Origin of the sequence: Mycobacterium sp., assembly GCF_052143115.1 — a bacterium.
Classification (GTDB): domain Bacteria; phylum Actinomycetota; class Actinomycetes; order Mycobacteriales; family Mycobacteriaceae; genus Mycobacterium.
In genome coordinates this window covers 26,067-51,201 of sequence record NZ_JBKQTQ010000302.1, presented here as the reverse complement: position 1 = coordinate 51,201, position 25,135 = coordinate 26,067, and the positions used below count along the sequence as shown (strand labels likewise).

21 protein-coding genes and 1 pseudogene are annotated in these 25,135 nt (G+C 68.2%); 10 read left to right on the top strand and 12 right to left on the bottom strand.

Translation table 11 applies throughout. The features are described from left to right. The first annotated feature begins 46 nt into the window (after window positions 1-46). The 3 genes from ACLQI9_RS30125 to ACLQI9_RS30115 are packed head-to-tail and all read left to right on the top strand — an operon-like array spanning window position 47 to window position 3,733. Complete coding sequence (locus ACLQI9_RS30125; RefSeq protein WP_442376207.1) at window positions 47-1,450, top strand: zinc-dependent metalloprotease; 1,404 nt, start codon at window positions 47-49, stop codon at window positions 1,448-1,450. 36 nt (window positions 1,451-1,486) lie between these two features. After that, on the top strand, window positions 1,487-2,347 hold the full coding sequence (locus tag ACLQI9_RS30120) for a cyclodehydratase (RefSeq protein WP_442376209.1): 861 nt from the start codon (window positions 1,487-1,489) through the stop codon (window positions 2,345-2,347). Between the two features lie 57 nt (window positions 2,348-2,404). Further along, the gene (locus tag ACLQI9_RS30115; protein ID WP_442392651.1) at window positions 2,405-3,733 is read left to right on the top strand and encodes a macrolide-binding ATPase MABP-1; all 1,329 of its coding nucleotides are present in this window, start codon (window positions 2,405-2,407) and stop codon (window positions 3,731-3,733) included. An 89-nt stretch (window positions 3,734-3,822) separates the two neighbouring features. On the opposite strand, the gene ACLQI9_RS30110 is transcribed toward ACLQI9_RS30115, so the two are convergent. The 3 genes from ACLQI9_RS30110 to ACLQI9_RS30100 form a co-directional block, all read right to left on the bottom strand. After that, window positions 3,823-4,092 (bottom strand): WhiB family transcriptional regulator, encoded by a 270-nt coding sequence (locus tag ACLQI9_RS30110; RefSeq protein WP_442375890.1) that lies wholly within the window; start codon window positions 4,090-4,092, stop codon window positions 3,823-3,825. Window positions 4,093-4,231: 139 nt separating this feature from the next. Further along, window positions 4,232-4,393: a hypothetical protein gene (locus ACLQI9_RS30105; protein WP_442375889.1), complete on the bottom strand. Its 162-nt coding sequence runs from the start codon at window positions 4,391-4,393 to the stop codon at window positions 4,232-4,234. Between the two features lie 220 nt (window positions 4,394-4,613). Then, window positions 4,614-6,722, bottom strand: a complete 2,109-nt coding sequence (locus ACLQI9_RS30100) for an ATP-dependent DNA helicase UvrD2 (RefSeq protein WP_442375888.1) — start codon at window positions 6,720-6,722, stop codon at window positions 4,614-4,616. Window positions 6,723-6,809: 87 nt separating this feature from the next. Here ACLQI9_RS30100 and mrx1 point away from each other — a divergent pair, with 87 nt between their 5' ends. Next, window positions 6,810-7,064: a mycoredoxin Mrx1 gene (gene mrx1 / locus ACLQI9_RS30095; protein ID WP_442375887.1), complete on the top strand. Its 255-nt coding sequence runs from the start codon at window positions 6,810-6,812 to the stop codon at window positions 7,062-7,064. Between the two features lie 2 nt (window positions 7,065-7,066). Here the strand turns inward: mrx1 and nudC are convergent, their stop codons facing one another. Together nudC and ACLQI9_RS30085 are read right to left on the bottom strand one after the other, a co-directional pair. Then, the gene (nudC, locus tag ACLQI9_RS30090; RefSeq protein ID WP_442375886.1) at window positions 7,067-8,014 is read right to left on the bottom strand and encodes an NAD(+) diphosphatase; all 948 of its coding nucleotides are present in this window, start codon (window positions 8,012-8,014) and stop codon (window positions 7,067-7,069) included. Continuing rightward, the gene (locus tag ACLQI9_RS30085; protein WP_442375885.1) at window positions 7,992-9,056 is read right to left on the bottom strand and encodes a potassium channel family protein; all 1,065 of its coding nucleotides are present in this window, start codon (window positions 9,054-9,056) and stop codon (window positions 7,992-7,994) included. Before ACLQI9_RS30085 ends, nudC begins: the two co-directional genes overlap by 23 nt. A gap of 39 nt (window positions 9,057-9,095) precedes the next feature. On the opposite strand from ACLQI9_RS30085, the gene ACLQI9_RS30080 reads away from it, so the two are divergent. Further along, window positions 9,096-9,491 (top strand): DoxX family protein, encoded by a 396-nt coding sequence (locus ACLQI9_RS30080; RefSeq protein WP_442375884.1) that lies wholly within the window; start codon window positions 9,096-9,098, stop codon window positions 9,489-9,491. Window positions 9,492-9,595: 104 nt separating this feature from the next. On the opposite strand, the pseudogene ACLQI9_RS30075 reads toward ACLQI9_RS30080, so the two are convergent. Both ACLQI9_RS30075 and ACLQI9_RS30070 read right to left on the bottom strand, forming a co-directional pair. After that, window positions 9,596-12,931: pseudogene (locus tag ACLQI9_RS30075) on the bottom strand (ATP-dependent helicase); the annotation flags it as partial. Between the two features lie 5 nt (window positions 12,932-12,936). Next, window positions 12,937-16,146, bottom strand: coding sequence for an ATP-dependent helicase (locus ACLQI9_RS30070; RefSeq protein ID WP_442375883.1), 3,210 nt, complete (start codon window positions 16,144-16,146; stop codon window positions 12,937-12,939). A gap of 77 nt (window positions 16,147-16,223) precedes the next feature. Here ACLQI9_RS30070 and ACLQI9_RS30065 point away from each other — a divergent pair, with 77 nt between their 5' ends. Then, window positions 16,224-17,003, top strand: coding sequence for an alpha/beta fold hydrolase (locus ACLQI9_RS30065; RefSeq protein ID WP_442375882.1), 780 nt, complete (start codon window positions 16,224-16,226; stop codon window positions 17,001-17,003). A gap of 2 nt (window positions 17,004-17,005) precedes the next feature. Further along, window positions 17,006-17,302, top strand: coding sequence for an MGMT family protein (locus tag ACLQI9_RS30060; RefSeq protein WP_442375881.1), 297 nt, complete (start codon window positions 17,006-17,008; stop codon window positions 17,300-17,302). A 3-nt stretch (window positions 17,303-17,305) separates the two neighbouring features. Here ACLQI9_RS30060 and ACLQI9_RS30055 read toward each other — a convergent pair whose 3' ends face one another. The 3 genes from ACLQI9_RS30055 to ACLQI9_RS30045 form a co-directional block, all read right to left on the bottom strand. Beyond that, complete coding sequence (locus ACLQI9_RS30055) at window positions 17,306-18,160, bottom strand: TIGR02569 family protein (protein ID WP_442375880.1); 855 nt, start codon at window positions 18,158-18,160, stop codon at window positions 17,306-17,308. Between the two features lie 130 nt (window positions 18,161-18,290). Continuing rightward, window positions 18,291-19,469 carry an adenylyltransferase/sulfurtransferase MoeZ gene (gene moeZ / locus ACLQI9_RS30050; protein WP_442375879.1) on the bottom strand — a complete coding sequence of 393 codons (1,179 nt, stop codon included), beginning with the start codon at window positions 19,467-19,469 and terminating at the stop codon, window positions 18,291-18,293. Window positions 19,470-19,589: 120 nt separating this feature from the next. Next, a complete protein-coding gene (locus ACLQI9_RS30045) occupies window positions 19,590-20,621 on the bottom strand; it encodes a DUF3152 domain-containing protein (protein WP_442375878.1) in 1,032 nt (343 codons plus the stop codon). Window positions 20,622-20,805: 184 nt separating this feature from the next. Here ACLQI9_RS30045 and ACLQI9_RS30040 point away from each other — a divergent pair, with 184 nt between their 5' ends. Continuing rightward, entirely contained in the window at window positions 20,806-21,474 is a 669-nt protein-coding gene (locus ACLQI9_RS30040) for a TetR/AcrR family transcriptional regulator (RefSeq protein WP_442375877.1), read from the top strand. Here the strand turns inward: ACLQI9_RS30040 and ACLQI9_RS30035 are convergent. Then, window positions 21,461-21,709: a DUF3107 domain-containing protein gene (locus ACLQI9_RS30035; protein WP_442375876.1), complete on the bottom strand. Its 249-nt coding sequence runs from the start codon at window positions 21,707-21,709 to the stop codon at window positions 21,461-21,463. The genes ACLQI9_RS30040 and ACLQI9_RS30035 overlap by 14 nt on opposite strands. A 215-nt stretch (window positions 21,710-21,924) precedes the next feature. Here ACLQI9_RS30035 and ACLQI9_RS30030 point away from each other — a divergent pair, with 215 nt between their 5' ends. Beyond that, on the top strand, window positions 21,925-22,593 hold the full coding sequence (locus ACLQI9_RS30030) for an MmpS family transport accessory protein (RefSeq protein ID WP_442375875.1): 669 nt from the start codon (window positions 21,925-21,927) through the stop codon (window positions 22,591-22,593). Here the strand turns inward: ACLQI9_RS30030 and ACLQI9_RS30025 are convergent. Next, window positions 22,590-23,285 (bottom strand): ferritin-like fold-containing protein, encoded by a 696-nt coding sequence (locus tag ACLQI9_RS30025; protein ID WP_442375874.1) that lies wholly within the window; start codon window positions 23,283-23,285, stop codon window positions 22,590-22,592. The genes ACLQI9_RS30030 and ACLQI9_RS30025 overlap by 4 nt on opposite strands. Before the next feature lie 299 nt (window positions 23,286-23,584). Between ACLQI9_RS30025 and ACLQI9_RS30020 the strand changes: the two genes are divergently transcribed. Continuing rightward, a complete protein-coding gene (locus ACLQI9_RS30020; RefSeq protein ID WP_442375873.1) occupies window positions 23,585-25,135 on the top strand; it encodes a DEAD/DEAH box helicase in 1,551 nt (516 codons plus the stop codon).

Here is a 25,135-nt window from a genome sequence, read left to right as displayed (position 1 = left end):
CGGTTCACTCAGAGCGTGACGGCGGATCGCGCGCCGCGCCCGGCCGGTGAGTACCGTTAGGGGCATGGCTGACCTGCCTTTCGGGTTCTCCGGCGGAGACGACCCGGACCGCGAAAAGCGCGGGGAAAACGATCCCGATTCCGGCAAAGGATCCGCCGACCCGTTCGGTCTGGGCGGACTCGGCGGCGAATTCGACATGGCCGACCTGGGCCAGATCTTTACCCGGCTCGGACAAATGTTCAGCGGCGCAGGCTCGGCCATGGCCGGCGGCCAGGCCTCCGGGCCGGTGAACTACGAGCTGGCCCGGCAGCTGGCGTCGAGTTCGATCGGATTCGTGGCGCCGATCCCGGCCGCCACCAACCAGGCGATCGGCGACGCCGTCCACCTTGCCGAAACCTGGCTCGACGGGGTGACCGCGCTGCCGGCCGGTACCAGCAAGGCGATCGCGTGGACCCCCAACGACTGGGTGGACAACACCCTCGAAACGTGGAAGCGGCTGTGCGATCCGATGGCCCAGCAGATCGCGACGGTGTGGGCGGCGGCGCTGCCCGAAGAGGCCAAGAACATGGCCGGTCCGCTGCTGTCGATGATGTCGCAGATGGGCGGCATGGCATTCGGGTCGCAGCTGGGCCAGGCGCTGGCCCGGTTGTCGTGCGAGGTTTTGACGTCCACCGATATCGGTTTGCCGTTGGGGCCCAAGGGAATAGCCGCACTGCTGCCGAACGCCATCGAGTCCTTCGCGGCCGGGCTCGAGCAGTCGCGCAGCGAGATCGTCACCTTCTTGGCGGCTCGTGAGGCCGCCCATCACCGGTTGTTCAGCCACGTGCCGTGGCTGGCCAGTCAGCTGCTCGGCGCCGTCGAGGCCTACGCCAAGGGCATGAAGATCGACATGCAGGGAATCGAGGAGTTGGCCCGCGACTTCAACCCGGCCACGCTGAACGATCCCGCCGCCGTCGAGCAGCTGTTGACCCAAGGCGTGTTCGAGCCCCAGGCCACGCCGGAGCAGACCCAGGCGCTGGAACGGCTCGAGACGCTGCTGGCGCTGATCGAGGGCTGGGTACAGACGGTGGTGAATGCGGCGCTCGGAGACCGCATCCCCGGCGCGGCCGCCCTCGGCGAGACGCTGCGCCGGCGTCGGGCCACCGGCGGACCGGCAGAGCAGACCTTCGCCACGCTGGTCGGCCTCGAGCTGCGGCCCCGCAAGCTGCGGGAGGCGGGCGTGCTGTGGGAGCGGCTGACCCAGGCCGCCGGTGTCGACGCCCGCGATGGAGTCTGGCAGCACCCCGACCTGCTGCCCGAGACAGAAGACCTGGACGACCCGGCGGCGTTCATCGACCGGGTTATCGGTGGCGATACCAGCGGAATCGATGAGGCGATCGCCGAGTTCGAGCGGGGCACAGATGCTGGCCACGCCGACCCCGACGACGGCGCTGGCTCTGTGGATAGCTGAGCCGGCCGTCCCGCCCCGCCGTGGCACAGTGCCAGAATGGCGCAGCCCACGCCGCCGTTGTATGCGCTGGACCCGGCTTTGCCGGTGCTGCTGCGCCCCGACGGCGCCGTTCAGGTGGGATGGAGTCCGCGCCGCGCCGTGCTGGTCCGCCCGCCGCGCGGCTTGACGTCCGCGGGTTTGGCCATGCTGTTGCGGACGATGCATTCACCGATACCGATGAGCGAGCTGCAACGTCAAGCCGACCGGCAGGGCGGCGTGGCCGCCGGCGAGCTGGGCGGTCTGGTCGCGCAGCTGGTCGCGGCCGGGGTCGCCACCCGTGGCCACCGGCCCCGGCCCGTCCGGTCGGCATCGATCCGTGTGCACGGTCGCGGCCCGCTGTCAGAACTGCTGGTCGAGTCGCTGCGCTGTTCGGGCGCGCGGGTCAAGCAGAGCAGCCAACCTCACGCGGCAGTGACTTCCGCCGAAGCCGACCTGGTGGTGTTGTCCGACAACCTGGTCGCAGACCCGCGGATGCTGCGCGACCTGCACAGCCAGGGCGTCGCCCACCTCGCGGTCCGGGTGCGCGACGGCATCGGCCTGGTCGGTCCGCTGGTCATCCCCGGCGTCACCAGCTGTTTGGGGTGCGCGGATCTGCACCGCAGGGACCGCGATGCGGCGTGGCCTGCCGTCGCCGCACAGCTGCGTGACACCGTCGGTGTGGCCGATCGCGCGACCCTGCTGGCGACGGCGGCGCTGGCGCTGAGCCAGGTCAACCGGGTGATCGGCGCGGTGCGCGGATCGGAGGCCGGGCGTGAGCCCGGACCGCCTCCGGCGTTGAACGTCACCCTGGAGTTCGACGTCCACGCCGGCTCGATTGTGGCCCGGCACTGGCCCAGACATCCCCTGTGTGCGTGCTGACAGCACCGGTTGCCAGATCGATGCGGCAAGCTGCGACCCGTCATGGATGATGGTTAGGTGTCGGAGATCAAACGTAAGAGCGCCGCGCGCAACGCGAAGCTGGCCAGCATTCCGGTCGGCTTCGCCGGCCGGGCAGCGCTCGGGTTCGGCAAGCGGCTGACCGGTAAGTCGAAAGACGAGGTCAACGCCGAACTTATGGAGAAGGCCGCCAACCAGCTGTTCACCGTTCTCGGCGAGCTCAAGGGCGGCGCGATGAAGGTCGGCCAAGCGCTGTCGGTGATGGAGGCAGCGATTCCCGACGAGTTCGGCGAACCGTATCGGGAAGCGCTGACGAAACTGCAAAAGGATGCGCCGCCGCTGCCCGCCGCGAAAGTGCACCGAGTGCTCGACGCCCAGCTCGGAACCAAGTGGCGCCAACGGTTCTCCGACTTCAACGACACACCGGTGGCCTCGGCCAGCATCGGGCAGGTGCACAAGGCGGTGTGGTCAGACGGTCGCGAGGTGGCCGTCAAAATCCAGTACCCGGGCGCCGACGAGGCGCTGCGTGCCGACCTGAAGACCATGCAGCGCATGGTCGGTGTGGTCAAACAGCTTGCTCCGGGCGCCGACGTGCAGGGTGTCGTCGATGAGCTGATCGAGCGCACCGAGATGGAACTCGACTATCGGCTGGAGGCCGACAACCAGCGGGCATTCGCCAAGGCGTATGAGGGTCACCCGCACTTCCTGGTCCCGCACATCGTGGCGAGCGCCCCCAAGGTCGTGGTTCAGGAGTGGATCGACGGCACGCACATGGCGGAGATCATCCGCGACGGCACCGTCGAACAGCGTGATCTGTTGGGGTCCCGGCTGCTCGAGCTCACTTTCGACGCGCCGCGCCGGCTGGAGATGATGCACGGCGACGCCCATCCGGGCAACTTCATGCTGCTGCCCGACGGCCGGATGGGTGTCATCGATTTCGGCGCGGTGGCACCGCTTCCCGGTGGGTTCCCGATAGAGCTTGGAATGACGATCCGGCTGGCCCGCGAAAAGAACTACGACCTGTTGCTGCCGACGATGGAAAAGGTCGGCTTCATTCAGAAAGGCCAGCAGGTGTCGGTGCGCGACATCGACGAGATGCTGCGTCAGTATGTCCAACCCGTCGAGGTTGAGGTCTTCCACTACACCCGCAAGTGGCTGCAAAAGATGACGATAAGTCAGATGGATCGATCGGTGTCGCAGATCAAGACGGCCCGACAGATGGACTTGCCGCCCAAGCTGGCAATCCCGATGCGGGTTATCGCGTCGGTGGCCGCGATTCTGTGCCAGTTGGATGCGCACGTGCCGATCAGGGCGCTGTCGGAGGAGCTGATTCCCGGCTTCGCCGAACCCGACACGGTCGTCGTCTGAGCGCATCGGCGAAGGCGCCGAGATCGACGCCAGTGCAGAAAACCTCGGGCGCACTTGCACTAACGTCAATCTCGACGTGGAGTTCTGAGTTATGCAGCGATCGAATCTTTGCGCGGACGTCCACGCGGCCGTTTACGGTTGACGATGCAGCCGCGGTCGAGGATTTCCCCACCCCACACTCCCCACGGCTCTTCGCGTTGCAATGCCGCGGCCAGGCACTCGCTTCGAATCGGGCAGTCGGCACATAAGGCCTTGGCGCGCTCCAAATCGGACGGGCTGTCGGCGAACCACAGGTCGGGATCGCCGACGTGACAAGGCAACTCCGGCTGCTGCTCGTCGGGGACTGTCGATGTCGACATATCCGGTTCACCTGCTCCCTGATCTGGCGGCGGTCTTGCGGAGATCCGGACCAGGTGATGGGCTGTCGACCCAAAAACTGTGGCCACGGATCCTTTGACTTCGGGTCCGTGGCCATTTGGCGAGATCGTGCGCTCTTACCTAGGTAGAGCCCCGATCCACGGACGCGTCGGCGGCGGCGGCGTTACGGCGCTTGTGCTCCGCGGCCAAGCCGGCCGCCGCGGCGGCATGGGCAGCGTGGTGGGAGCCAGTGTTGCCAGCCGCAAATACGGGGCATACACCGAACGTGTTCATGGTGACCATCGTGGCTCCCTCCTCTCGTGTCGTAGCTGCCGCCAAGCGCAGAATTCGCGGTTCGAGGCTAGATCCTAACAGCTGGACCCGGCAAGCGATTTTCTGACCTGGGGTTTTAGTGGCGACCCGCTGCGCCCGGCTTCGCCGCGCTGGCGATCGCCACGGGGTTTTAGTGCCGACGCGCTGCGCCCGGCTTCGCCGCGCTGGCGATCGCCAGGCGGTTTCGCCCCTAGCTGCGACTGCGGACGAGCCCCAACACGTCCGGGCCGAACTGCTCCAGCTTGCGGGCGCCGATACCGGGGATCGCGACCAGCGCGGCGTCGTCGGTGGGCAGCATCTCGGCGATCGCGATCAGCGTGTTGTCGGTGAACACGACGTACGCGGGCACGCTCAGCTCGCGGGCGGTCTGTAGCCGCCATTCTTTAAGCTGCAGCAACAGTTCGTCGTCGATATCGGCTGCGCACGTCTCGCAACGGCGCAGCATGATCGCCGCCGGTGTGGTCAGCTGGTTGTTGCAAATCCGGCAGCGCGACGCGGCGGCGCGATTCCGACGCGGCCGGCGCGGGGTCGGGTCAGGTTGCGTTTGTGGGGCGAGGCCGTTGAGAAACCGGGACGGCTTCCGGCTCTGCCGGCCGCCCGGATTTCGGGACAACGACCAGCTGAGCGCTAAATGCATTCGGGCCCTGGTGATTCCGACGTAGAGCAGTCGGCGCTCCTCTTCGACGGCTTCGCTCTCAGCGCCGTGGGCCAACGCATGCGTGATCGGCAGCGTGCCATCGGTCAATCCGACCAGGAACACCGCATCCCACTCCAGCCCTTTGGCGGCGTGCAGCGAGGCCAACGTGACGCCCTGCACCACCGGGGGGTGGCGCGAGTCGGCGCGGGTCCGCAGCTCGGCCAGTAGACCGGCCAGGTCCAACTCCGGGCGGTGCGCCACCTCTTCGTCGACCAGCTCGGCCAACGCGGAAAGGGCCTCCCAGCGCTCCCGGGCCCGGGTTCCCGTCGGCGGTTCGGCCGTCAAACCCAGCGGTTCGAGCAGTGCCCGCACCACCTCGGGCAGCGTGCCCTCACCCTCGGCGCCGCGGTGGGCCGCCCGCTGGAAGACCAGCAGAGCTTGGCGGATTTCCTGGCGACTGAAAAAGCCTTCGCCACCACGGACCTGGTACGGAATGCCAGCCTCTGTCAACGCCTCTTCGTAGACCTCGGACTGCGCGTTGATCCGGTACAGCACCGCGATCTCGGCGGCCGGCGTGCCCGATTCGACGAGCCGGGAGATCGACGCTGCCACCGCCGCCGCTTCGGCAACTTCGTCGGGATGTTCACGAAACGACGGAACCGGTCCAGGGTCACGTTGACCGACCAGGTGCAGCTTGCTGCCGGCCACCCGCCCGCGGGCGGCGGCGATCACCCGGTTGGCCAGCGACACCACCTGCGGTGTGGACCGGTAGTCCCGTTCGAGGCGCACCACGGTCGCCTCGGGGAACCGCCGGGAGAAGTCCAGCAGGTAGCGCGGTGAGGCCCCGGTGAACGAATAGATGGTTTGGTTGGCGTCGCCGACGACGGTCAGGTCGTCGCGGTCCCCCAGCCACGCCGACAGCACGCGCTGCTGCAGCGGCGTCACGTCCTGGTATTCGTCGACGACAAAGCAGCGGTAGCGGTCGCGGAACTCTTCGGCGACCGCGGCGTCGTCCTCGATCGCGGCGGCGGTGTGCAGCAACAGGTCGTCGAAGTCGAGCAGCGCACCGTCATTGCCGCGGGATTTGAGGGACTCGTAGGCCGCATACACCGTGGCGACCTGCGTGGCGTCCAGCGGAATGTCGCGGCCGGCGGCGGCCACCGCGTCCGGATACTGCTCGGGCGAAATCAGCGACGCCTTGGCCCACTCGATCTCGCCGGCCACGTCGCGGACGTCATCGGTGCTCAGTTGCAACCGGACGCTGCTCGCGCCCCGCACGACGACGGCGAACTTGCTCTCCAGCAACTGCCAGCCGGTATCACCGACGACGCGTGGCCAGAAATACCGAAGCTGTCGGCGCGCGGCCGCGTGAAATGTCAACGCCTGCACCGCGCCGACACCGGAGCCGGTTTGCGCGGCGGCCCCCAACGCCCGTAACCGGGACCGCATCTCGCCGGCCGCACGCTGGGTGAACGTCACCGCCAACACCTGACCCGCGGCCACGTGTCCGGTGGCGACAAGCTGGGCGATGCGATGGGTGATGGTGCGGGTCTTACCGGTTCCCGCTCCAGCCAGCACGCAGACCGGTCCGCGCGGAGCCAGCACGGCCTCGCGCTGCTCATCATCGAGGTCGGCGACCAATGGGTCCGTGATCACCGCCATGGCGTCCATCTTGGCAGTGGTCGCCGACAAACCCCGGGCAGCGCCACGCCGCGGCATAACGAGGACGCGCGTTATGTTTGAGCGACTATGAACAATGCTTCGGTGATCATGTACTCCACGCCCTGGTGCGGCTACTGCCAGCGGCTCAAGACCGTGTTGGAGGCCTCCGGCATCACCTACGACGAGGTCGACATCGAACAGGACACCGCGGCAGCAGAGTTTGTCGGTTCGGTCAACGGCGGCAACCACACGGTTCCGACGGTGAAGTTCGCTGACGGCTCGACGCTGACCAACCCGGCCGCGAACGAGATCGAGGCGAAGCTTGCTGAGCTGGCCGGGTAACGTCAGTCCAGCGCAGCCCAGGACTCGATGATCACCCGCGCGATCGATATCGAGCCGGGCAGCAGCAGCTTGGCATCCGCGGCGCTGCTCCAGTCACCGAGGGCCAGCGCGGCGCGCACCTCGTCGCGGCTGAACCACGCGGCCTCGGCGATCTCGCCGTCGTTGAAGGAGAATTCCTGATCGGGATCGCCGATCGCATGGAAGCCGATCATCAGGGAACGCGGGAAAGGCCATGGCTGACTGCCGAGATAGCGCACATCGCGGACGGTCAGCCCAATTTCCTCGCGGATCTCCCGCGCCACACAGGTTTCGAACGACTCGCCGGCTTCGACGAATCCGGCCAGCAGCGAGAACATCCGCTCCGGCCACACCGTCTGGCGAGCCAGTACCGCGCGGTCGCCGCCGTCATGCACCAGACAGATCACGGCGGGGTCGATGCGTGGAAATTCCTCGTGACCGGTGACCGGGTTGACCCGGGCCCAGCCGGCTCTGATCGGCTTGGTGGGCGAGCCGTCCACCGAGCTGAACCGTGCGCTGGCATGCCAGTTCAGCAATGCTGCAGCCGACGACACCAACTGCGCACCGACCTCGTCGAAGAGCTGGCCGCCCCGGCGTAGGTCAGCCACCTCGGTTTGCAGGTCGGGATCGTCGGGTGCTTCCAGCGCACCCCGGACCGCCCACACATGTCGACCGTCCTCGATACGGCCCAGGAACACCGCATCCGGCGGCGGCTTGTCAGCCAGCGTTTTGGCGCTGCCCAACAGGACCCGGCCACCCGCGACCAACACTTGATTGCGCGAATCCAGCCGCAGCAGGGCAGCTTCCGCCCAGCCCTCGGTGGCCGCATCGACATCGGTTCGCACCTGGTCGGCGCGGTCGGCGCCGATGCGAGACAGCAACGGCACGCTTTGTAACTGGAAGTCCATGTCACTTAACTCCACTTCGGACATAGAGCAACCGGTCGCCGGCCTCGATGGCGTCGACCTCGGGTGCGTCGACGCGCAGCAAGTGGCCGTCGCGAACGACACCGAGCACGATGTCGGACAGATGCCGCGGTGAGCCGCCGACCTCGGTCTGCTCAACATCGCGCTCGGCGATGGCGAATCCCTCGGCCGGCGTCAGCAGGTCTTCGATCATCGCCACGACGCTGGGCGTTGTGGTGGCCGCGCCGAGCAGCCGGCCGGCCGTCTCCGAGGAAATCACGACCGAGTCTGCGCCCGATTGCTGCAGCGAGTGCCTGTTCTCGCCTTCCCGGACAGACGCGATGATCTTTGCCTTGGGCGCGATCTCCCGGGCCGTCAGCGTGGCCAGCACCGCGGTGTCGTCACGGCCGGTCGCGATAATGATCGATGCGGCCTGCGGGCCGCCAGCCAGCCGCAGCACGTCTGATCTGGTGGCGTCGCCGTGCACCGTGACCAGACCGGCTCCGTCGGCGTGGTCGAGCGCGACTCGGTCCACGTCGACCACGACGATGTCGGACGGATTGACATCGTCGCTGAGCATCGCGCCGATCGCGGTGCGGCCCTTGGTGCCGTAGCCGACGACGATGGTGTGGTTGCGCACTCTCTTCCTCCATCGTTCGATTTTGATCGTTTTCCGCTGCCGTTCGGCGAGCACCTGCACCGTGGTGCCCACCAACACGATCAGGAATGCCACCCGCAGCGGGGTGATCAGCAAAATGTTGATCAGCCGCGCGGATTCGGTAACCGGCGTGATATCGCCGTAGCCGATAGTCGTCAGTGAGACGACCGCGAAGTAAACACAGTCCAGCACCGACAGTGGCTTGCCCCGGACGTCGGTGTATCCGCCGCGGTCGAGGTAGACGACGGCTGCCGCGACCAACATCGCGAGCACTGCGATGGTGACGCGCCGCCAGATGGCACGAGTAGGGTCACGACTCTCGGGAATTCGCAGCACACCGACCAGCGCATACGTCGGCTGCGCGGTCAGCGTCTCGTCGAGACCCCTTCGCCGCCAGCTAGCTTTGACCACAGTTCATCGGCTCGACCCGGCGCACGACACAATGTAACCATGACCCCCATCACACCAATCGCTCAACGTGACACCAGCCAAACAGCCGCATACCGAATCGCGGCGCTGCTGCTCGGCGTCGGAACCACCCACTTTTTGGCACCGAAGCAGTTCGACGGGATCATCCCCGCCGAACTGCCCGGAAGTCCGCGGTTCTACACCTATGCGTCCGGTGTCGCCGAGGTCACCATCGGTGCACTGCTGTTGGCTCGACGCACTCGGCGGAACGCTGCACTCGCGGCTGTCGCACTGTTCCTCGGTGTATTCCCGGCGAACGTCAACATGGTTCGACTCTGGTGGGACAAGCCGTGGCCGATGCGCATCGTCGCTTTGGCCCGGCTGCCGCTGCAGATTCCGATGATCACCGAGGCGCTCAAGATCCGGCGCAACGCCTAGCGCGGCGACGATGCGCGCCGCGAAGCGGCGCGAGGTGGGGGCACGCCCCCTCGCCGCTGTGCGGCTGGGGGTACCCCCACCCGCTTGCGGGGGAGAGCCGCGCAATCAGACTTAGCCCGCCCCGGCCCGGCCAGCAGCTCGGCTAGCTCGTCGGCATCTGGCAGCGCATCGGGGACGACGGTGACTCCGGTGCGAACATAATGAAAAGCGGTGCGCACCAACGATTCCGGACACCCGCGCAGCGCAGCCCAGGCCAGCCGGTAGACACCGAGCTGAATGGCGGCCTGTCGGGTGGCCTCCGGCCCACGTGGCGGCTCGCCGGTTTTCCAGTCGACCACGGTGGCGCCACCGTCCGCGTCGGCGAACACCGCGTCGATGCGGCCCCGTACCACGGTGGCGCCGATGGCCATCTCAAACGGCACCTCGACGTCCACTGGCGTGCGGGCCGCCCACGGTGACGCGAGGAAGATCGTCTGCAACCTGGCCAGCTCCTCAGCGTCGCGCTGCGCGGTGTCGGTGTCCGCTGCACCCGGCAGGTCGCCGAGGTCGAACAGCCGCTCGGCGCCGTAGAATCGCTGGACCCACTCGTGAAATGTATTGCCCAGCAACGCATGCGGGTCCGGACGCGTCGGCAGCCGGCGCATCAGCCGCTGCACGGCGTGCTCCGGGTCGCGGGCCAAGTCCACCAGGCTGCTGACCGAAAGTTGTGTGGGCAGCGTTTGCGCGGGCGGGCGCGCGGTGCGAGCACGCTCGTTGAGCAGCGCATCGACGTCGGCGGCCCAACCTTCGGTGTCGGCCTCGGGCGTCGGGGGCGGCGCGTCCAGCGACATCGCCGCGGCTACCAGCGCCGCCCCGTGCTGCACGTCGGCGCGGCGCCCGCCCGCCGGGTCGACGGGCCACGCCGCCTCGTGAACGCTGTCACGCAACGGGTTAGGGTCGCCATCGGCCGGCGCTGGTGCCCACTGCTCGACCACACCGCATGCCTCGCCGGCAGCCACCGACAGGTCGATGATGTCTTTGAGCTCGACCAGGAAATCCGACGGGCCGCGTGGCTTGATACCGGTCGCGCCCCAATGGTGGCCGGACAGCAGCAGAGTGTCCTCGGCGCGGGTGATGGCCACGTATAGCAGCCTGCGCTCCTCGTCGAGCCGCCGTTGCTCCAGTTGGTGCCGATGCGCGGAAATCTTGTCCGACAGCTGCTTTCGATCGGCCACATCCGAGGTGTCCAGAACCGGGACGCCGTGTACACCTGCCGACGCACGGTCGCCGCGCAGCAGCGGCGGAAGGTCGGCGGCGTCGGTGAGCCAGGTGCGAGCCTGTGCGGTCGACGGGAACACTCCGGCCGTCAGGTGCGGTACGGCGACCACCTGCCATTCCAGACCCTTGGCGGCGTGCACGGTCAGCACCTGCACCCGATTCTGGGCGACGGTGGACTGCGCCGGCGCCAGGCCGTTCTCGACGACTGTGGCCGCATCCAGGTAGGCCAGCAGACCGCCGACCGATGCCGGCGCGGCGGTCGTGGCGGTGGCGGCCCGGTCGGCGTAGCCGCTGACCACGTCGGCGAAGGTGTCGAGCTGCTCGGTGCCCGCCCAACCCGACGCGGCGGGCAGCGCGGCTCGAACCTCACAGTCGACGCCCAGCAGCCGGCGCACCTCGGCGACCAGGTCAGCCAGCGGATGGCCGAGATGGCCTCGCAGCACGTTCAATTCGTCTGCGAGCGCGACGATGCGCCGATACCCTGCCGCGGAATAGTCGCTCGCCGGACCGGGGTCAGCGATCGCGTCGGCCAGGCCCGCGGTGTCGGCCTCCGGGCCGGCCGCCTCGGCGATCCGCTCGGCGGTTTCACCGGTGCGTGTCGCCGGCGCGCCGTCGAGGGCCACCGCGCGGCGCCACAGCGCCGCGATGTCGCAGGCTGCCAGCCGCCAGCGCGGACCGGTGAGCACCCGCATTGCGGCCGCTCCGGCGGTCGGATCGGCAACCAGCCGCAGCATCGCGACGAGGTCGGCGACCTCGGGCACCGACAGCAGACCGGCCAGTCCGACCACCTCCACCGGGATGCCGCGGGCGCGCAGCGCAGCAGCCATCGGTGCGGCTTCGGCGTTGCGCCGCACCAGAACCGCGGCCGTCGGCGGCACGACCCCGTCCCCAGCGGCCTGCTGATAGCGCCGGTGCAGATGATCGGCGACCCACTCCCGTTCGGCCTGCACGTCGGGCAGCAACGCGCAGCGGACGGTGCCGGGCGCGGCGTCAGGGCGGGAGCGAAGCGCACGCACCGCGACCGATCGTCGCCGGGCGTCGGCCGAGACGGCGTTGGCCACGCGCAGCGCCCGCGGCGGGTTGCGCCAGCTAGTTCGCAATTCCAGGACCGGCGCCGGGGTGCCGTCGGGTCGCGGGAAGTCGGTGGTGAACCGCGGCAGGTTGGTCGCCGAGGCCCCACGCCAGCCATAGATGGACTGGATCGGGTCGCCGACGGCGGTCAACGCCAGCTCGTCGTCGACTCCGCCACCGAACAGCGACGACAGCAGGATGCGCTGAGCGTATCCGGTGTCTTGGTATTCGTCGAGCAGCACCACCCGGTAGCGGCCGCGCAGTTGCTCACCGATTTGTGGGACCGCCGTCGCCAGCCGCGCGGCGTAGGCCATTTGGATGCCGAAGTCCATCACCTTCTCGGCGCGCATCCGCCGGTGCAAGGCGTCGATCAGCGGCACCAGCTCGGCGCGTTCTGCCTGGGTGGCCAGCATCCGCAGCAGCCACTGGCTGGGGCCGCGGTCACGTTGGTAGCGGCCCGCGGGCAGGGTGTGCACCAGCCGTTCGAGCTCGACGTGCGTGTCGCGCAGCTGACCGGTGTCGACCAGATGCTCGGCGAGTTGACCCGACAGCCGCAAGACCATCGAGGTCACCGCGGCCGGGGTTTTGTCGGTGTGCAGCTCCCCGCGATATCCGTTGACGACGTCGAATGCCAGCTGCCACAGCTCTGTTTCACTGAGCAACCGGGTATCCGGTTCAATGGGCTGCGCGTGCTCCCCGGTGTCGGGTGACAGCAGACCGTATTCACGCAGCAACTGGCCTGCGAAGGCGTGATAGGTGCTGACCATCGGCGTCCCAGCGGGCTCGCCGGGCGACGGTCCCGGGTGCCTGCCGAGTGTCAATCCGATGCCGCCCAGCCGGGCCAGGCGGGAGCGGACCCGCCGCAGCAGTTGGCCGGCGGCCTTGCGGGTGAACGTCAGCCCCAAGACCTGACCTGGTTCGGCGTAGCCGTTGGCGACCAGCCACACCACCCGCGCTGCCATCGTCTCGGTTTTCCCGGCGCCGGCCCCTGCGATGACCACCAGCGGCCCCGGCGGCGCGGCGATGACCGCTGCCTGCTCCGCGGTCGGCTCGAAAAGTCCTAAGGCACAAGCTAATTCGGCCGGGCTGTAGCGCGCTGAGCTGGACGCTATCGCCGTCACAGCAGACCCTCCCCGTCGGCGCAGGCATGGGCCGGGCAGCTCGGCCGCAGCGGGCAGTGCGTGCAGCCCTCGTTGATCCGGGCGATGAACTGCGGCCCGGCCGTCGCCTCGGCCGCCTCCCGGACCAGGTTGCGCCACTCGGCGCGCGCCTCGGGTGTCAACGGGTCCTGCTCGCGTTCGATCGCGCCTCCGGGCCCGGTCCTGCCCAGGTAGACCAGCCGCGCGCCGCCCGGCTCGTCGCCATGTGGTACCAGACCCTCGGCCACGGCCAGCTGGTAGGCGGCCAGCTGGGCATGTCGTTGCGCGTCGTCCTTGCTGACCGGCGTCTTGCCGGTCTTGACGTCGACGATGACCAGCCGGCCCGCTGCGTCGCGCTCGATCCGATCGACCCGGCCACGCAACCGCACGCTTGTGCCGGCACGGCCATCGAACACCCCGTCGACGTCGACCTCGACGCCGACCTCAGTCAGCTCGCCACGGGTCTGGGCCCGCCACTCGAAGAACGCGTGGATCATCGCGCGATGCCGGGCCAGCTCGTTGGCTGAATACCAACGGGATTCGAAGGGCAGATGCTGCCACGCCCGCTCCAGGGTGGCCAGCAGCTGCGACTCGCTGCCTACCGGTTCGGCGATTAACGCATGCACCACCGACCCGATCGCGGAGCGCAGATCGCGGGTATCGGTTCCGCCGTGGCGTTCGGCCAACCAGCGCAGCGGACAGTCGGTCAGCGTCTGCAGGCTCGACGGAGTCAGGGTGACCACGTGATCATCCCCGCTCCACAACGGTTCGGTGGTGCTGACTGGCGTCATGCCGTACCACCCGGCCGGGTCGGCGCCCGGCACGCCTGATGCCGCGAGTCGCGCCAATTGCGTTGCCGCGCAATCACGCACCGCGTCGCTCACCGCGCCCTGCGGCGCGCACACCACCCCTCGCAGCCGGCCAACCACCGCGGCCGCCGACAGCACCCGCGGCGCCGTCACCGGTTGCAGTGCGGCATCGGCGCTGCCGGTGGCCCATTGCGCGATCTCGGAGAAGAACGGCGACGGCAAGGCCGCCTCGCGGCCGTCACTCGCCTCCCCGTCTACCGCCGTCACCAGCAATCTCGTGCGCGCCCGGCCCATTGCGGCGACCAACAGCCGCCGCTCCTCGGCCAGCAGCGGTGCCCGCATCGACGCGTTCTCGGTGACCCCATCGAGGACGTCCAGCAGCCGCTGCGTGCCGAGCACGCCACCGCGCGGAATGGTGTTGGGCCACAGCCCTTCCTGCAGGCCGGCGATCACCACCAGGTCCCACTCGTGGCCCAGCGCCGCGTGCGCGCTGAGCACGGTGACCTGCTCGGCCGCGGCCGTAGCCTCAGGCCCGACGGCGGGCATTTGCAGTCTGGACAGGTGGTCGATCAGCCCGGGCAACGACGCGCCGGCCGTGCGCGACAGGAATTGGTCGGTGGCATCGAACAGTGCCGTCACCGCGTCGAGGTCGCGGCCGGCCTGAACGCCGGACTGTCCACCGCGCTCACACGCTGCCAACCAGCGGCGCTGCAGACCTGAACGGCGCCATGCCGCCCACAAGGTGTCGCGCGGGTGCTCGCCGCCTCGGTGACAACGGGCAGCTGCGTCCAGCACCGCGCGTACCCGTCGCAGCGGCCGGGCCTGTAGAGGGGTCAGTCGGGAGGGTCCGGTGCCGTCCAAAGCCTGCACCAGCAGGTCGCCGAATTCCCTTGACGCCCCGTCGATGTCGGCCCGGCGTAGCGCCCGCCGCAGCTGGCGAAGCGAAATCGGATCGACTCGCCCGATCGGCCCGGTCAGCAACGTCAGCGCATGCCCGCCGTCCAGTCCGTCGGCGGTGGCGGCCAACACCGTCAGCAGCGCTTTCGCCGCGGGCTGCTCGGCGAGCGACCCCGAGACCGCGGGCGGGGCAACCGGAACGCCGGCTCGCGCCAACGCATGCGACAAACCCGCAGCGGCACGCGGCACCGACCGGACGATAACCGCCATCTGCGACCACGGCACCCCGTCCACGAGGTGCGCGCGTCGCAACGAATCGGCGATCAGCGCCGCCTCCACGCCCGCGGAGGCGGCCAGCCGCACGTCTACCGACCCCGAATCCTCGCCGGTGCCTTCGATTTCGCAGCCGTCGGTACGTCGGCCGGCGACGCCCGAGACTGCCCGCGCCACCGCGGGAGCGCAGCGGTGCGAGGTGGTCAGCGTCACCGACGGCGTCCCGTCGCCCAGCAGCGCCGCCGGCTCGGCGCCGCGGAAGCCGAACACCGCCTGAGCAGGGTCACCGGCGAGCAGCGTCACGTCAGCGCCGGCAGCCAGTACCCGCACCAGCAGAGCGGCCTGCGGGTCGAGTTGCTGGGCGTCGTCGACCAGCAGCATGCCGATCCGGGCGCGTTCAGCGGCCAGCAGATCCGGGTCAACCGCGAACGCCTCGAGAGCCGCCCCGACCAGCTCGGCCGCCCCGACCGCCGGCGTGGTCGCCTGCGGGGCAGCCGTTCCCACAGCGGCGCGCAGCAGCATCACTTGCTCATATTTGCGTGCGAACTGGCCTGCGGCCGCCCATTCCGGACGACCGGACAGCCGGCCCAACCGCTGTAGCCGCTGAGGGTCCACCCCGCGTTCGGCGCAGCGGGTGAGCAGCTCACGCAGTTCGGCGGCAAACCCCGCGGTGCCCAGCGCGGCCCACAGCTCAGCCGGCCACGCCGTGGTCGCATCGGGGCCGTCCTCGATCTCGCCGGCGAGCAGCTCGGCGATGATCGCGTCTTGTTCCGCAGAGGTGACCAACCGAGGCGGCGGGCCGCCGGCGCGCTGCGCCGCCAGCCGCAAAACGGCGAACGCGTAGCTGTGCACGCTGCGCACCAGTGGTTCTCGGATCACCGCCGGGAGCCCATGGCCCGCCTTTCCCCCGCAAGCGGGAGGTGCCCCCACCTCGGGACCAGAGGTCCCGCATCGTCGGCGGGCGCAAGAACCGGCCTGCTGCGAGCGCAGCAACGTCGTCGTCAACGCACTGCGAGCCCGCGACCCGATCCGGCCCGAACCCGTCAGCAGCAGCACCGATTCCGGATCGGCCCCGGCGGCGATGCGCGCGGCCGCGGCGTCGATCAACAAGCTGCTCTTACCGGTTCCCGGTCCGCCCAGCACTCGCACCACGCCGCGCAGACCGGGATCCAGCACGGCGCGCGCCTCGGGAACCCAGCGGAAAGACATAGCGGCATGACACCACGGGGGTCCGACAAGTCCGCCCGGCCGGCGATGCGGGGCCGCCCAACTGGCACCATCAACGCGTGACCCGGCTGCACGTGCACCGCTACGGCCCCTCGGGGCCCGTGCGACTACTGGCGATCCACGGGCTGACCGGACACGGAAAACGCTGGCAACCGCTGGCGACTCAGCACCTGGCCGAGATCACCGTTGCCGCACCCGATCTGATTGGGCACGGCAGGTCGTCGTGGGCGGCACCGTGGACCATCGAGGCCAATGTCGCCGCGATGGCCGCGCTGCTTGAGCAAGAGGCCGAAGGCCCGGTCGTGGTGGTTGCGCATTCCTTCGGCACCGCGGTCGCGCTGCACCTGGCCGCCGCACATCCCGACCGGGTGGCAGCACTGGTGCTGCTTGACCCGGCGATCGGTCTGGACGGCGGGTGGATGCGTGCGATCGCGGACGCCATGCTGGCCTCCCCCGACTACCCCGACGCCGCGGAAGCCCGCGCTGAGAAGGCCACCGGTTCCTGGGCGGAGGTGGATCCGGCCGTGCTCGACGCCGAAATCGACGACCACCTCGTCGCGCTGCCGGGCGGGCGATATGGTTGGCGGGTCAGCCTGCCCGCGATGATGTCTTATTGGAGTCAGTTGGCCCGCGAAATCGTATTGCCGCCCAACGGGATCGCGACGACGTTGGTGCGGGCAGCGTGGACATCGCCGCCGTATGTCACCGACCAGCTCATCGCCGGCCTGCACGAGCGACTGGGCGCCGATTTTCGGCTGCTCACTTTCGAATGCGACCACATGGTCGCGGAGATCAAGCCGGCCGAGGTCGCCGCGCTGATCCGAGAGCGGATGTCCTGATCGTGGCGCCAGTGACCGACGAGCAGGTCGAGCGGGTGCGCGCGCTGGTTGACTCGATACCGGCCGGAAGAGTCGCTACGTACGGTGATATCGCTGCTGCGGCAAGGCTTTCCAGCCCGCGTATTGTCGGCTGGATCATGCGCACGGACTCCTCGGACCTGCCCTGGCACCGGGTGATCACGGCATCTGGGCGTCCCGCAAGGCATTTGACAACCCGGCAGTTGGAACTGCTTCGGGCAGAAGGGGTTCTCGCCGTCGACGGCAGGGTCCCACTGGGCGAGATCCGTCACGAGTTTTAGGGCCTAGAGGATCAGACGCACCAGGGCAGCCGTGCGGGCCAGACCGGGGAAGGCGGCCGCTGTCGAACGCGGGTGCAGCGCATGAACAGCGAGCCGGAACATCAACGCGCGCAACAACATCTGCGGCCATTCCGGTAGGGCGTTCCAACGTTCGATGAGCCCTTCGTCGGCCTCGCCCCAGGACAACGCGTCGACGACGACCACTCCCGCCGCCCACGACGCCGGCCGCCAGTACGGCGTGATGTCGGTTATCCCGGGGGCGGCGGCACCCGCGAACAGCACGGTTCCGTAGAGATCCCCGTCCACCAGCTGATTAGGGCTCTTGGTTGGCCGCCGCAGTCCGGCAAGCTGGTTGATCAGGTCGACCGACCGCTGTCCGTCCGCAGTGGGCGATGCCGCCCGTGCCGCCGCGGGCACCGACTGCAGCGGCCGTTCCTCCCACGCGGCGCGGTCAGCGGCGATAAAGACGTCGACGTCGGCCCAGGGTGCGGTGGGCCCCTGGGTAAGGAACCGGGGCCGCTCCAGTGTGCCGGTGGCCTCGTGCAGCCGCACCGCCGCCGACACCACCTCGTCGTGCCGCGGCTCGGGGTGACCGGCCACAAAGGTGTCTGCTCGCCAGCCGGAAACCACGTAACGCCCATCGGTCGACCGGACCGGCCGGGCCAACCGCACGCCGTCGACGAACAGCGTCTCGCGCACCCGCGCGGACCAGGAAGCGCGGGCGTTGTCGGCGACCATCGACAGCACCACTTCGCCGCACCGCCAGCCGCCTTCCCAGCTGGCTCCCAACGGGATGGGCCGTACACCACTTAGACCGAACGCCGCCAGCACGTGCTCGGGCGGCGGCTCGACAGTCACGCGATCAGCCTAATCGGGGCCAGCGAACTGTCGGGACTAGACACGATGAGCCGGATACGCCCAAATTCGGTCGCCCGCTCCGACGGGACCTGCCCCGCGCCGCCCGGGGACAGCCAGCGTCATCACCGAGTCAGTACATCACCATGTCGGGCTGCATCTGTTTGGCCCATGCCACGATCCCGCCCTGCAGGTGCACCGCGTCGGCAAACCCGGCTTTCTTCACCGCGGCCAAGGCCTCTGCTGAGCGCACACCCGTCTTGCAATAGAGCACCGGTATCCGGTCCTGCGGTAGCTTGGCCAAGCCTTCACCGGAGTTGATCGACGACTTCGGAATCAGCTGCGCGCCGTCGATATGGTTGATGTCCCACTCCACCGGCTCGCGCACGTCGATCAGCGCCACCTTTTTGCCGGAGTCCAACAACTCCCGCAGCTCGCGCGGGGTGATCGCGGAGCCGGCGGCCGCCTCGGCGGCATCCTCGGACACCACCCCGCAGAATTCCTCGTAGTCGATCAGTTCGGTGATCTTGCGCGTGGACGGGTCCTTGCGGATCGTGATGGTGCGATAACTCATCTCCAGCGCGTCGTAGACCATCAGCCGGCCGAGCAGCGGCTCGCCGATGCCGGTGACCAGCTTGATCGCCTCGGTGCCCATCACGGACGCAATCGACGCACACAGAACGCCCAGCACCCCGCCTTCGGCGCAGGACGGCACCATGCCCGGCGGGGGCGCCTCCGGGTACAGGTCGCGGTAATTGAGGCCGCGACCGTCGGGGGCGTCCTCCCAGAACACCGAGACCTGGCCTTCGAACCGGTAGATCGACCCCCAGACGTAGGGCTTGCGCGCCAGCACAGCGGCGTCGTTGACCAGATACCGGGTGGCGAAGTTGTCGGTGCCGTCGAGGATCAGGTCGTATTGCTTGAACAGGTCGACGGCGTTGTCCGGTTCCAGCCGCACCTCGTGCAGGCGCACGTTTACCAGCGGGTTGACCTCGGCGATCGAGTCGCGCGCCGATTGCGCTTTGGATCGGCCGATGTCGGACACCCCGTGGATGATCTGGCGTTGCAGGTTGGACTCGTCGACGACGTCGAAGTCGACGATGCCGATCGTCCCCACCCCCGCCGCGGCCAGGTAAAGCAGCGTCGGTGCGCCGAGCCCCCCGGCGCCTATCACCAGCACTCGCGCGTTTTTGAGCCGCTTCTGGCCGTCGACACCCAGGTCGGGAATGATCAGATGCCGGCTATAGCGCGCGACCTCATCCCGCGTCAGCTCGGCAGCCGGCTCAACAAGCGGTGGCAACGACGTCGACACCGATATCGCCTCGATTCGTCACTGAAGTTGACATTGCGCGGGCGTCAGCCACACCCATCACAGCAGCTGTGGGCAACAACGGCAAACAGCTGCCGGAGCTTCCCGGGCCCGGGTACCCAGCTAGGCGATCGGGTACGGCCAGGGATTGAATTCGCAGGTCTTGCCGTCGGGTTTGACCCATTCCGGGTCGAACTTCGCGGCGTCGTCATTGGAGGTCGAAAAGGTCTGCTGCATCATGATCGGCGCCAAACCGCCCTGCTTATCGCAAGGCTCGTGGCGCAGATACCCGATGGCGTGGCCGACCTCGTGGTTGATCAAGTATTGACGGTACGAACCGACATCGCCCTGAAAAGACGCCGCACCGCGCACCCAGCGTGCCTCGTTGATGAAGACCCGGGGTTGCGCCTCGGGGCCGTAGGACGGGTTGTAGCAGGACGTCTCCAGCGGGAATTCGTAGCCGCAGCCGTCTCGCACCGTCATCGGGGAGCTCAGCGAGACTCGGATATCGGGTTTGCTCTTGTCGGCCCCGTCGATCCTGACAAAAGCGAACTGCGGGTTGTGTGTCCAGCTCTTGGGGTTGGCCAGCGTCTGGTCGACCATCCCGGCGATCGCGTCGTCACCGCCGAACGCGGTGGGATCGATGCCGTTTTCGACTTCGACGGTGTACTTGAAGACTTTGACGGTGCCCTGGCCGATCTGAGGCGTGCCACCCGGGACGATGTGCCAGGTTTTGTCACCGGCTTCGGTGAATGGACCACCGTTGGGCAGCATCCCGGTGGGCAGGTTGGCGTCGAACTGAGTCAGACCCCGGGGCGGTGCGTCGATGATCGACGTGCCCACCGCGCCGATTTTCGGCGGGCCCTGGACGGGCTCTCCCGAGGCCGGTGCGGGCATGCTGGTCCCTGTCACGGTCTGGTAGACCACCACCGCTGTGACCGCAATCAGTGCCGGCAGCGCGTAGGCGCGCCAGCCGTAGGTGGACACAAAGCGCCCTAGCCAGCTCTGTTTGCGCCAGCGGCTGCTATCCCGATTGGACCGGACCCGCCCCGAGCCCCATGCGAGAGGATCGCGCTGCGCGCGCAGCGGTTCCCGCCAGTCGTCGCGGAGCACCGGTGCCCGGTTGCCCCCGCGCCGATCCGGGTCGTAGGTCACTTGCCAAGGATGGCACAACCGTCACTAGCTGCGACTCTCGGCGCGCCCGCAGGTAACGGCGCAACGTGGTTCTGCCGACATTTGGGGCGTGGATGGCGATCCCAAAAGCGAGACGGTAGTAGTGTCGTTGCGATCAGGCCCCGCAACGCTGCACCGGCGGTACAACAATCAGATTGAGGACTTGATGAGCGATCTCGCCAACGCCGCCGACAGGGGTGCGGTCAAGCTACGCGGTAGCAATCGCACACCCGCTCGGCGCGGTAACCGGCTGCCTCGGGACGAGCGTCGCGGCCAACTCCTCATCGCAGCAAGCGAGATTTTCGTGGACCGCGGCTACCACGCCGCCGGCATGGACGAGATCGCCGAACGGGCCGGAGTCAGCAAGCCCGTTCTTTACCAGCACTTTTCCAGCAAGCTGGAGTTGTACCTGGCGGTCCTGCAGCGACACGTCGAGAATCTGGTGTCCGGCGTGCGGCAGGCGCTGCGCACTACCACCGACAACCGGCAGCGGTTGCGCTCGGCGGTCCAGGCGTTCTTCGATTTCATCGAGCACGACGGCCAGGGCTACCGGTTGATCTTCGAGAACGACTATGTCACCGAGCCCCAGGTCGCCGCGCAGGTGCGGGTGGCCACCGAATCGTGCATCGACGCGGTCTTCGATCTGATCAGCGCTGACTCCGGGTTGGATCCGCATCGCGCCCGGATGATCGCCGTGGCCCTGGTCGCACTTAGCGTCGACTGCGCCCGGTATTGGTTGGACACCGATCGGCCGATTACCAAGGAAGATGCCGTAGACGGCACCGTGCAGTTCGCCTGGGGCGGGCTGTCACACGTGCCGCTCACCCGTTCCTAGCCGCGCTGCTACCTAGTCCGAAACCGACCCGGCGCGCGTCCGCGACGCCGATTTCGACATAGGCGATCTTGGCGGCGTGGACCAGGAACCGGCGACCCTTGTCGTCCGTCAGGCCCAGCACGTCGGAATCCTTGCCCAGTGCGGCGGTGACCAATGCTTCGACTTCGCTGGGCGTTTGCGCACTGCTGAAGACCAACTCACGCGGGCTGTCCGTGATACCGATCTTGACCTCCACGTCGGCCCCTTCCCATTCTTTCCCTGGTAGTCGTTGGAAATCGTTCTCCAGCAAGCAGGCTAGTGGACGCCCTTGCCTGGTGCCGAAACCCGGTCGGCACCAAGGATTCCGTATGCGGGTAAACCCGGCCGCCGTTGGCAAATCGTGACCTGACACGCCCGCGCGCCGCGTCCTGCGACAATCCCCACATCAATAACATCTGCACCATCAGCACCATGAATTACTTGGATAGCGATATCCAGGACTACCCAGATGACGACGTCGACGACATCTACGCCGACGACGATGACGTGATTGCGCCCATCGACGAACGGTGGCGTCCGGTCGCAATGATCGCCGGTATCGTCTTCGTCCTGGCGGTGATCGCCACGGTGGTGATCGTCAACGGCGGCGACAGCGCCTCGACCTCGGCGACGGTGGTGGTGCCGCCGTCGCGCAGCGTGACGTCACCGCGGCTCAGCGCTCCCCCGGTGCCGTCGCTACCCCGCGAGACCGTCACCACCGTGACACCGCCTCCCAGAAAACCCAGCCCAACGCCGACCGCAGGTCCCACTAACGCGCCGACGGTGATCCCGCCGCCGGTGGCTGTCCCCTCGGTACCACCGGACGTGGCCGCCCGGACCTTCGTCTACCGGGTGACCGGAACCAAAGGGCTTCTCGATCTGGTCACCGTCGTCTACACCGATGCGCAGGGCGCGCCGCAGACCGACTTCAACGTGTCACTGCCATGGTCGAGGACCGTGGTGATGAACCCGGGGGTGCAGCTCAGGTCCGTCGTCGCGACAAGCCTGACCGGTCATCTCAACTGCTCGATCACCGACGGCGCGGGTCAGCCCGTCGCGATGTCGACCAGCAGCGCGATGATCGCGACCTGCACCCGCTAAGCCAGGCCCAGATCGCGCATCCGCTCGTCGTGTGTGCGCTGCAGCCGGTCGAAGAACCCCGCTAGCTGCGTCAGGCCCTCCGTCCTGGACACCACCAGGTCGACCAGCTCATCGTGTTCGGCCAACACGTACTGGGCCTGGGTGATCGCCTCGCCGAGCAGACGACGTGACCACAGCGCCAGCCGGCTGCGCTGTCTGCCGCTCTTGGTCACCGCGGCCCGCACCTCGGCGACGACGAACTGGGAGTGCCCGGTCTGCGACATCGTCGCGCGCACCACGTCGGCAACCTCGTCAGGCAACTCGTCGGCGATCTGCAGATAGAAGTCGGCGGCCAGCGCATCGCCCACATAGGCCTTGACCAGCGCCTCCAGCCAGGTGCTCGGCGTGGTCAGCCGGTGATAGCCGTCGAGCGCGGAGGCGTACCTCGAAATCGTCGGCACCACGTCGACGCCGCGGCTCTCCAGGGCGTCGCGCAGCAGCTCGTAGTGGCCCATCTCGGCCGCCGCCATGCTGGCCATCGAAATTCGCCCGCGCAGATCCGGCGCCATCTTCGCCTCGTCGGTGAGCCGGTAGAAGGCCGCGACCTCGCCGTAGGCCAGCACCGCGAACAATTCGTTGACGCCGGGATGGTCCGCCGGCACCCGTGACGGGGGCGGATCGGGCAGCTTGTCGGCGCCCGAAAGCGAGGTCATGGCAACACTCTAGGCGTCCGTGGCGACCCGCTGCGCCCGGCTTCACCGCGCCGGCGACCGCCACGCGAATGGCCGCCCGGGCCGCGATCCCCGGCCCTGACAGCCCACCAGCTATGATTGACACAGGTATTGGCTGTAGATCCTTACTGCCGCTACCGGCGAAATGTGCGTGCAAGCAGTTGGCCCGCCTAGAGAGCGCAGGGCCCGCGAATCGGCAACGTATTCGACAGTCAACTGATGCGCGCGTGACGCAGCGATTGACAAACCGAATACAACCCGAAAGGCATCGCGTCTCACGCATGACCCCATTAATCACACCCACCCGAGCCACATCCGAATCGACCTTTGCCGACCTCGGCGTCCGCGATGAGATAGTGCAGGCACTGACAGAAGAAGGCATCAAGCATCCCTTTGCTATCCAAGAGCTCACCCTGCCGCTCGCACTAGCTGGCGACGACCTGATCGGCCAAGCCCGCACCGGAATGGGCAAGACCTTCGCGTTCGGGGTGCCGCTGTTGCAGCGGATCACCACCTCCGGAGCGCAACGCCCCCTCACCGGCATTCCGCGGGCGCTGATCGTGGTGCCCACCCGCGAACTGTGCCTGCAGGTGTCTGGTGACCTGGCCACCGCCGCCAAGTACCTGACCACCGACGACGACCGACGGCTGTCGGTGGTCTCCATTTACGGCGGCCGGCCCTACGAGCCGCAAATCGAGGCGCTGCGCGCCGGCGCCGACGTGGTGGTCGGCACCCCCGGCCGGTTGCTCGACCTGGCCCAGCAAGGGCATCTGCAGCTGGGCGGTCTGTCGGTGCTGATCCTCGACGAGGCCGACGAGATGCTCGACCTCGGCTTCCTGCCCGACATCGAACGCATCTTGCGTCAAATCCCCGACGAGCGGCAGTCGATGCTGTTCTCGGCGACGATGCCGGATCCGATCATCACGCTGGCCCGCACGTTCATGAACCAGCCCACCCACATCCGGGCTGAGGCGCCGCACTCCTCCGCGGTCCACGACCTCACCAAGCAGTACAGCTACCGCGCACACGCGCTGGACAAGGTCGAGCTGGTCAGCCGAATCCTGCAGGCCCGCGGACGCGGCGCGACCATGATCTTCACCCGCACCAAGCGCACCGCGCAGAAGGTCGCCGACGAGTTGGCCGAACGCGGTTTCGCAGTGGGCGCCGTGCACGGCGACCTGGGGCAGATAGCCCGTGAGAAGGCGCTCAAAGCGTTCCGCAGCGGCGGTATCGATGTCCTGGTCGCCACCGACGTGGCCGCGCGCGGGATCGACGTCGACGACGTCACACACGTCATCAACTACCAGATCCCCGAGGACGAACAGGCTTACGTGCACCGCATCGGTCGCACCGGCCGCGCCGGCAAGACCGGTGTCGCGGTCACCCTGGTGGACTGGGACGAGCTGGCCCGCTGGACGATGATCGACAAGACCCTCGGCCTGGGCTGCCCGGATCCCTCCGAGACCTACTCCAGTTCGCCGCATCTGTACGCCGAACTCGACATCCCGACCGACTCCCGCGGCACAGTCGGGACACCGCGTAAATCGCAGGCCAAACGCGCCACATCGGGTCAGCGCGACGGCGACCGATCCGAGCCGCGGTCACCCACGAGCAGCCGGCAGCGGCAGCGCACCCGCGGAGGCAAATCGGCAACCGGCCACCCCGTTGCGGCCAGTGCCACCAACGGCGATGCAACCCCTTCAGCGACATCCACGTCGGCTACCCAATCAACGGGTACCGCGAGCGCGAACTCCGGCGACGGCGCTCACAACGGGCGCCGCCGCCGTCGTCGCCCCCGCAAGTCGACGGGCGTGGCCGCGAATGCCAACTGA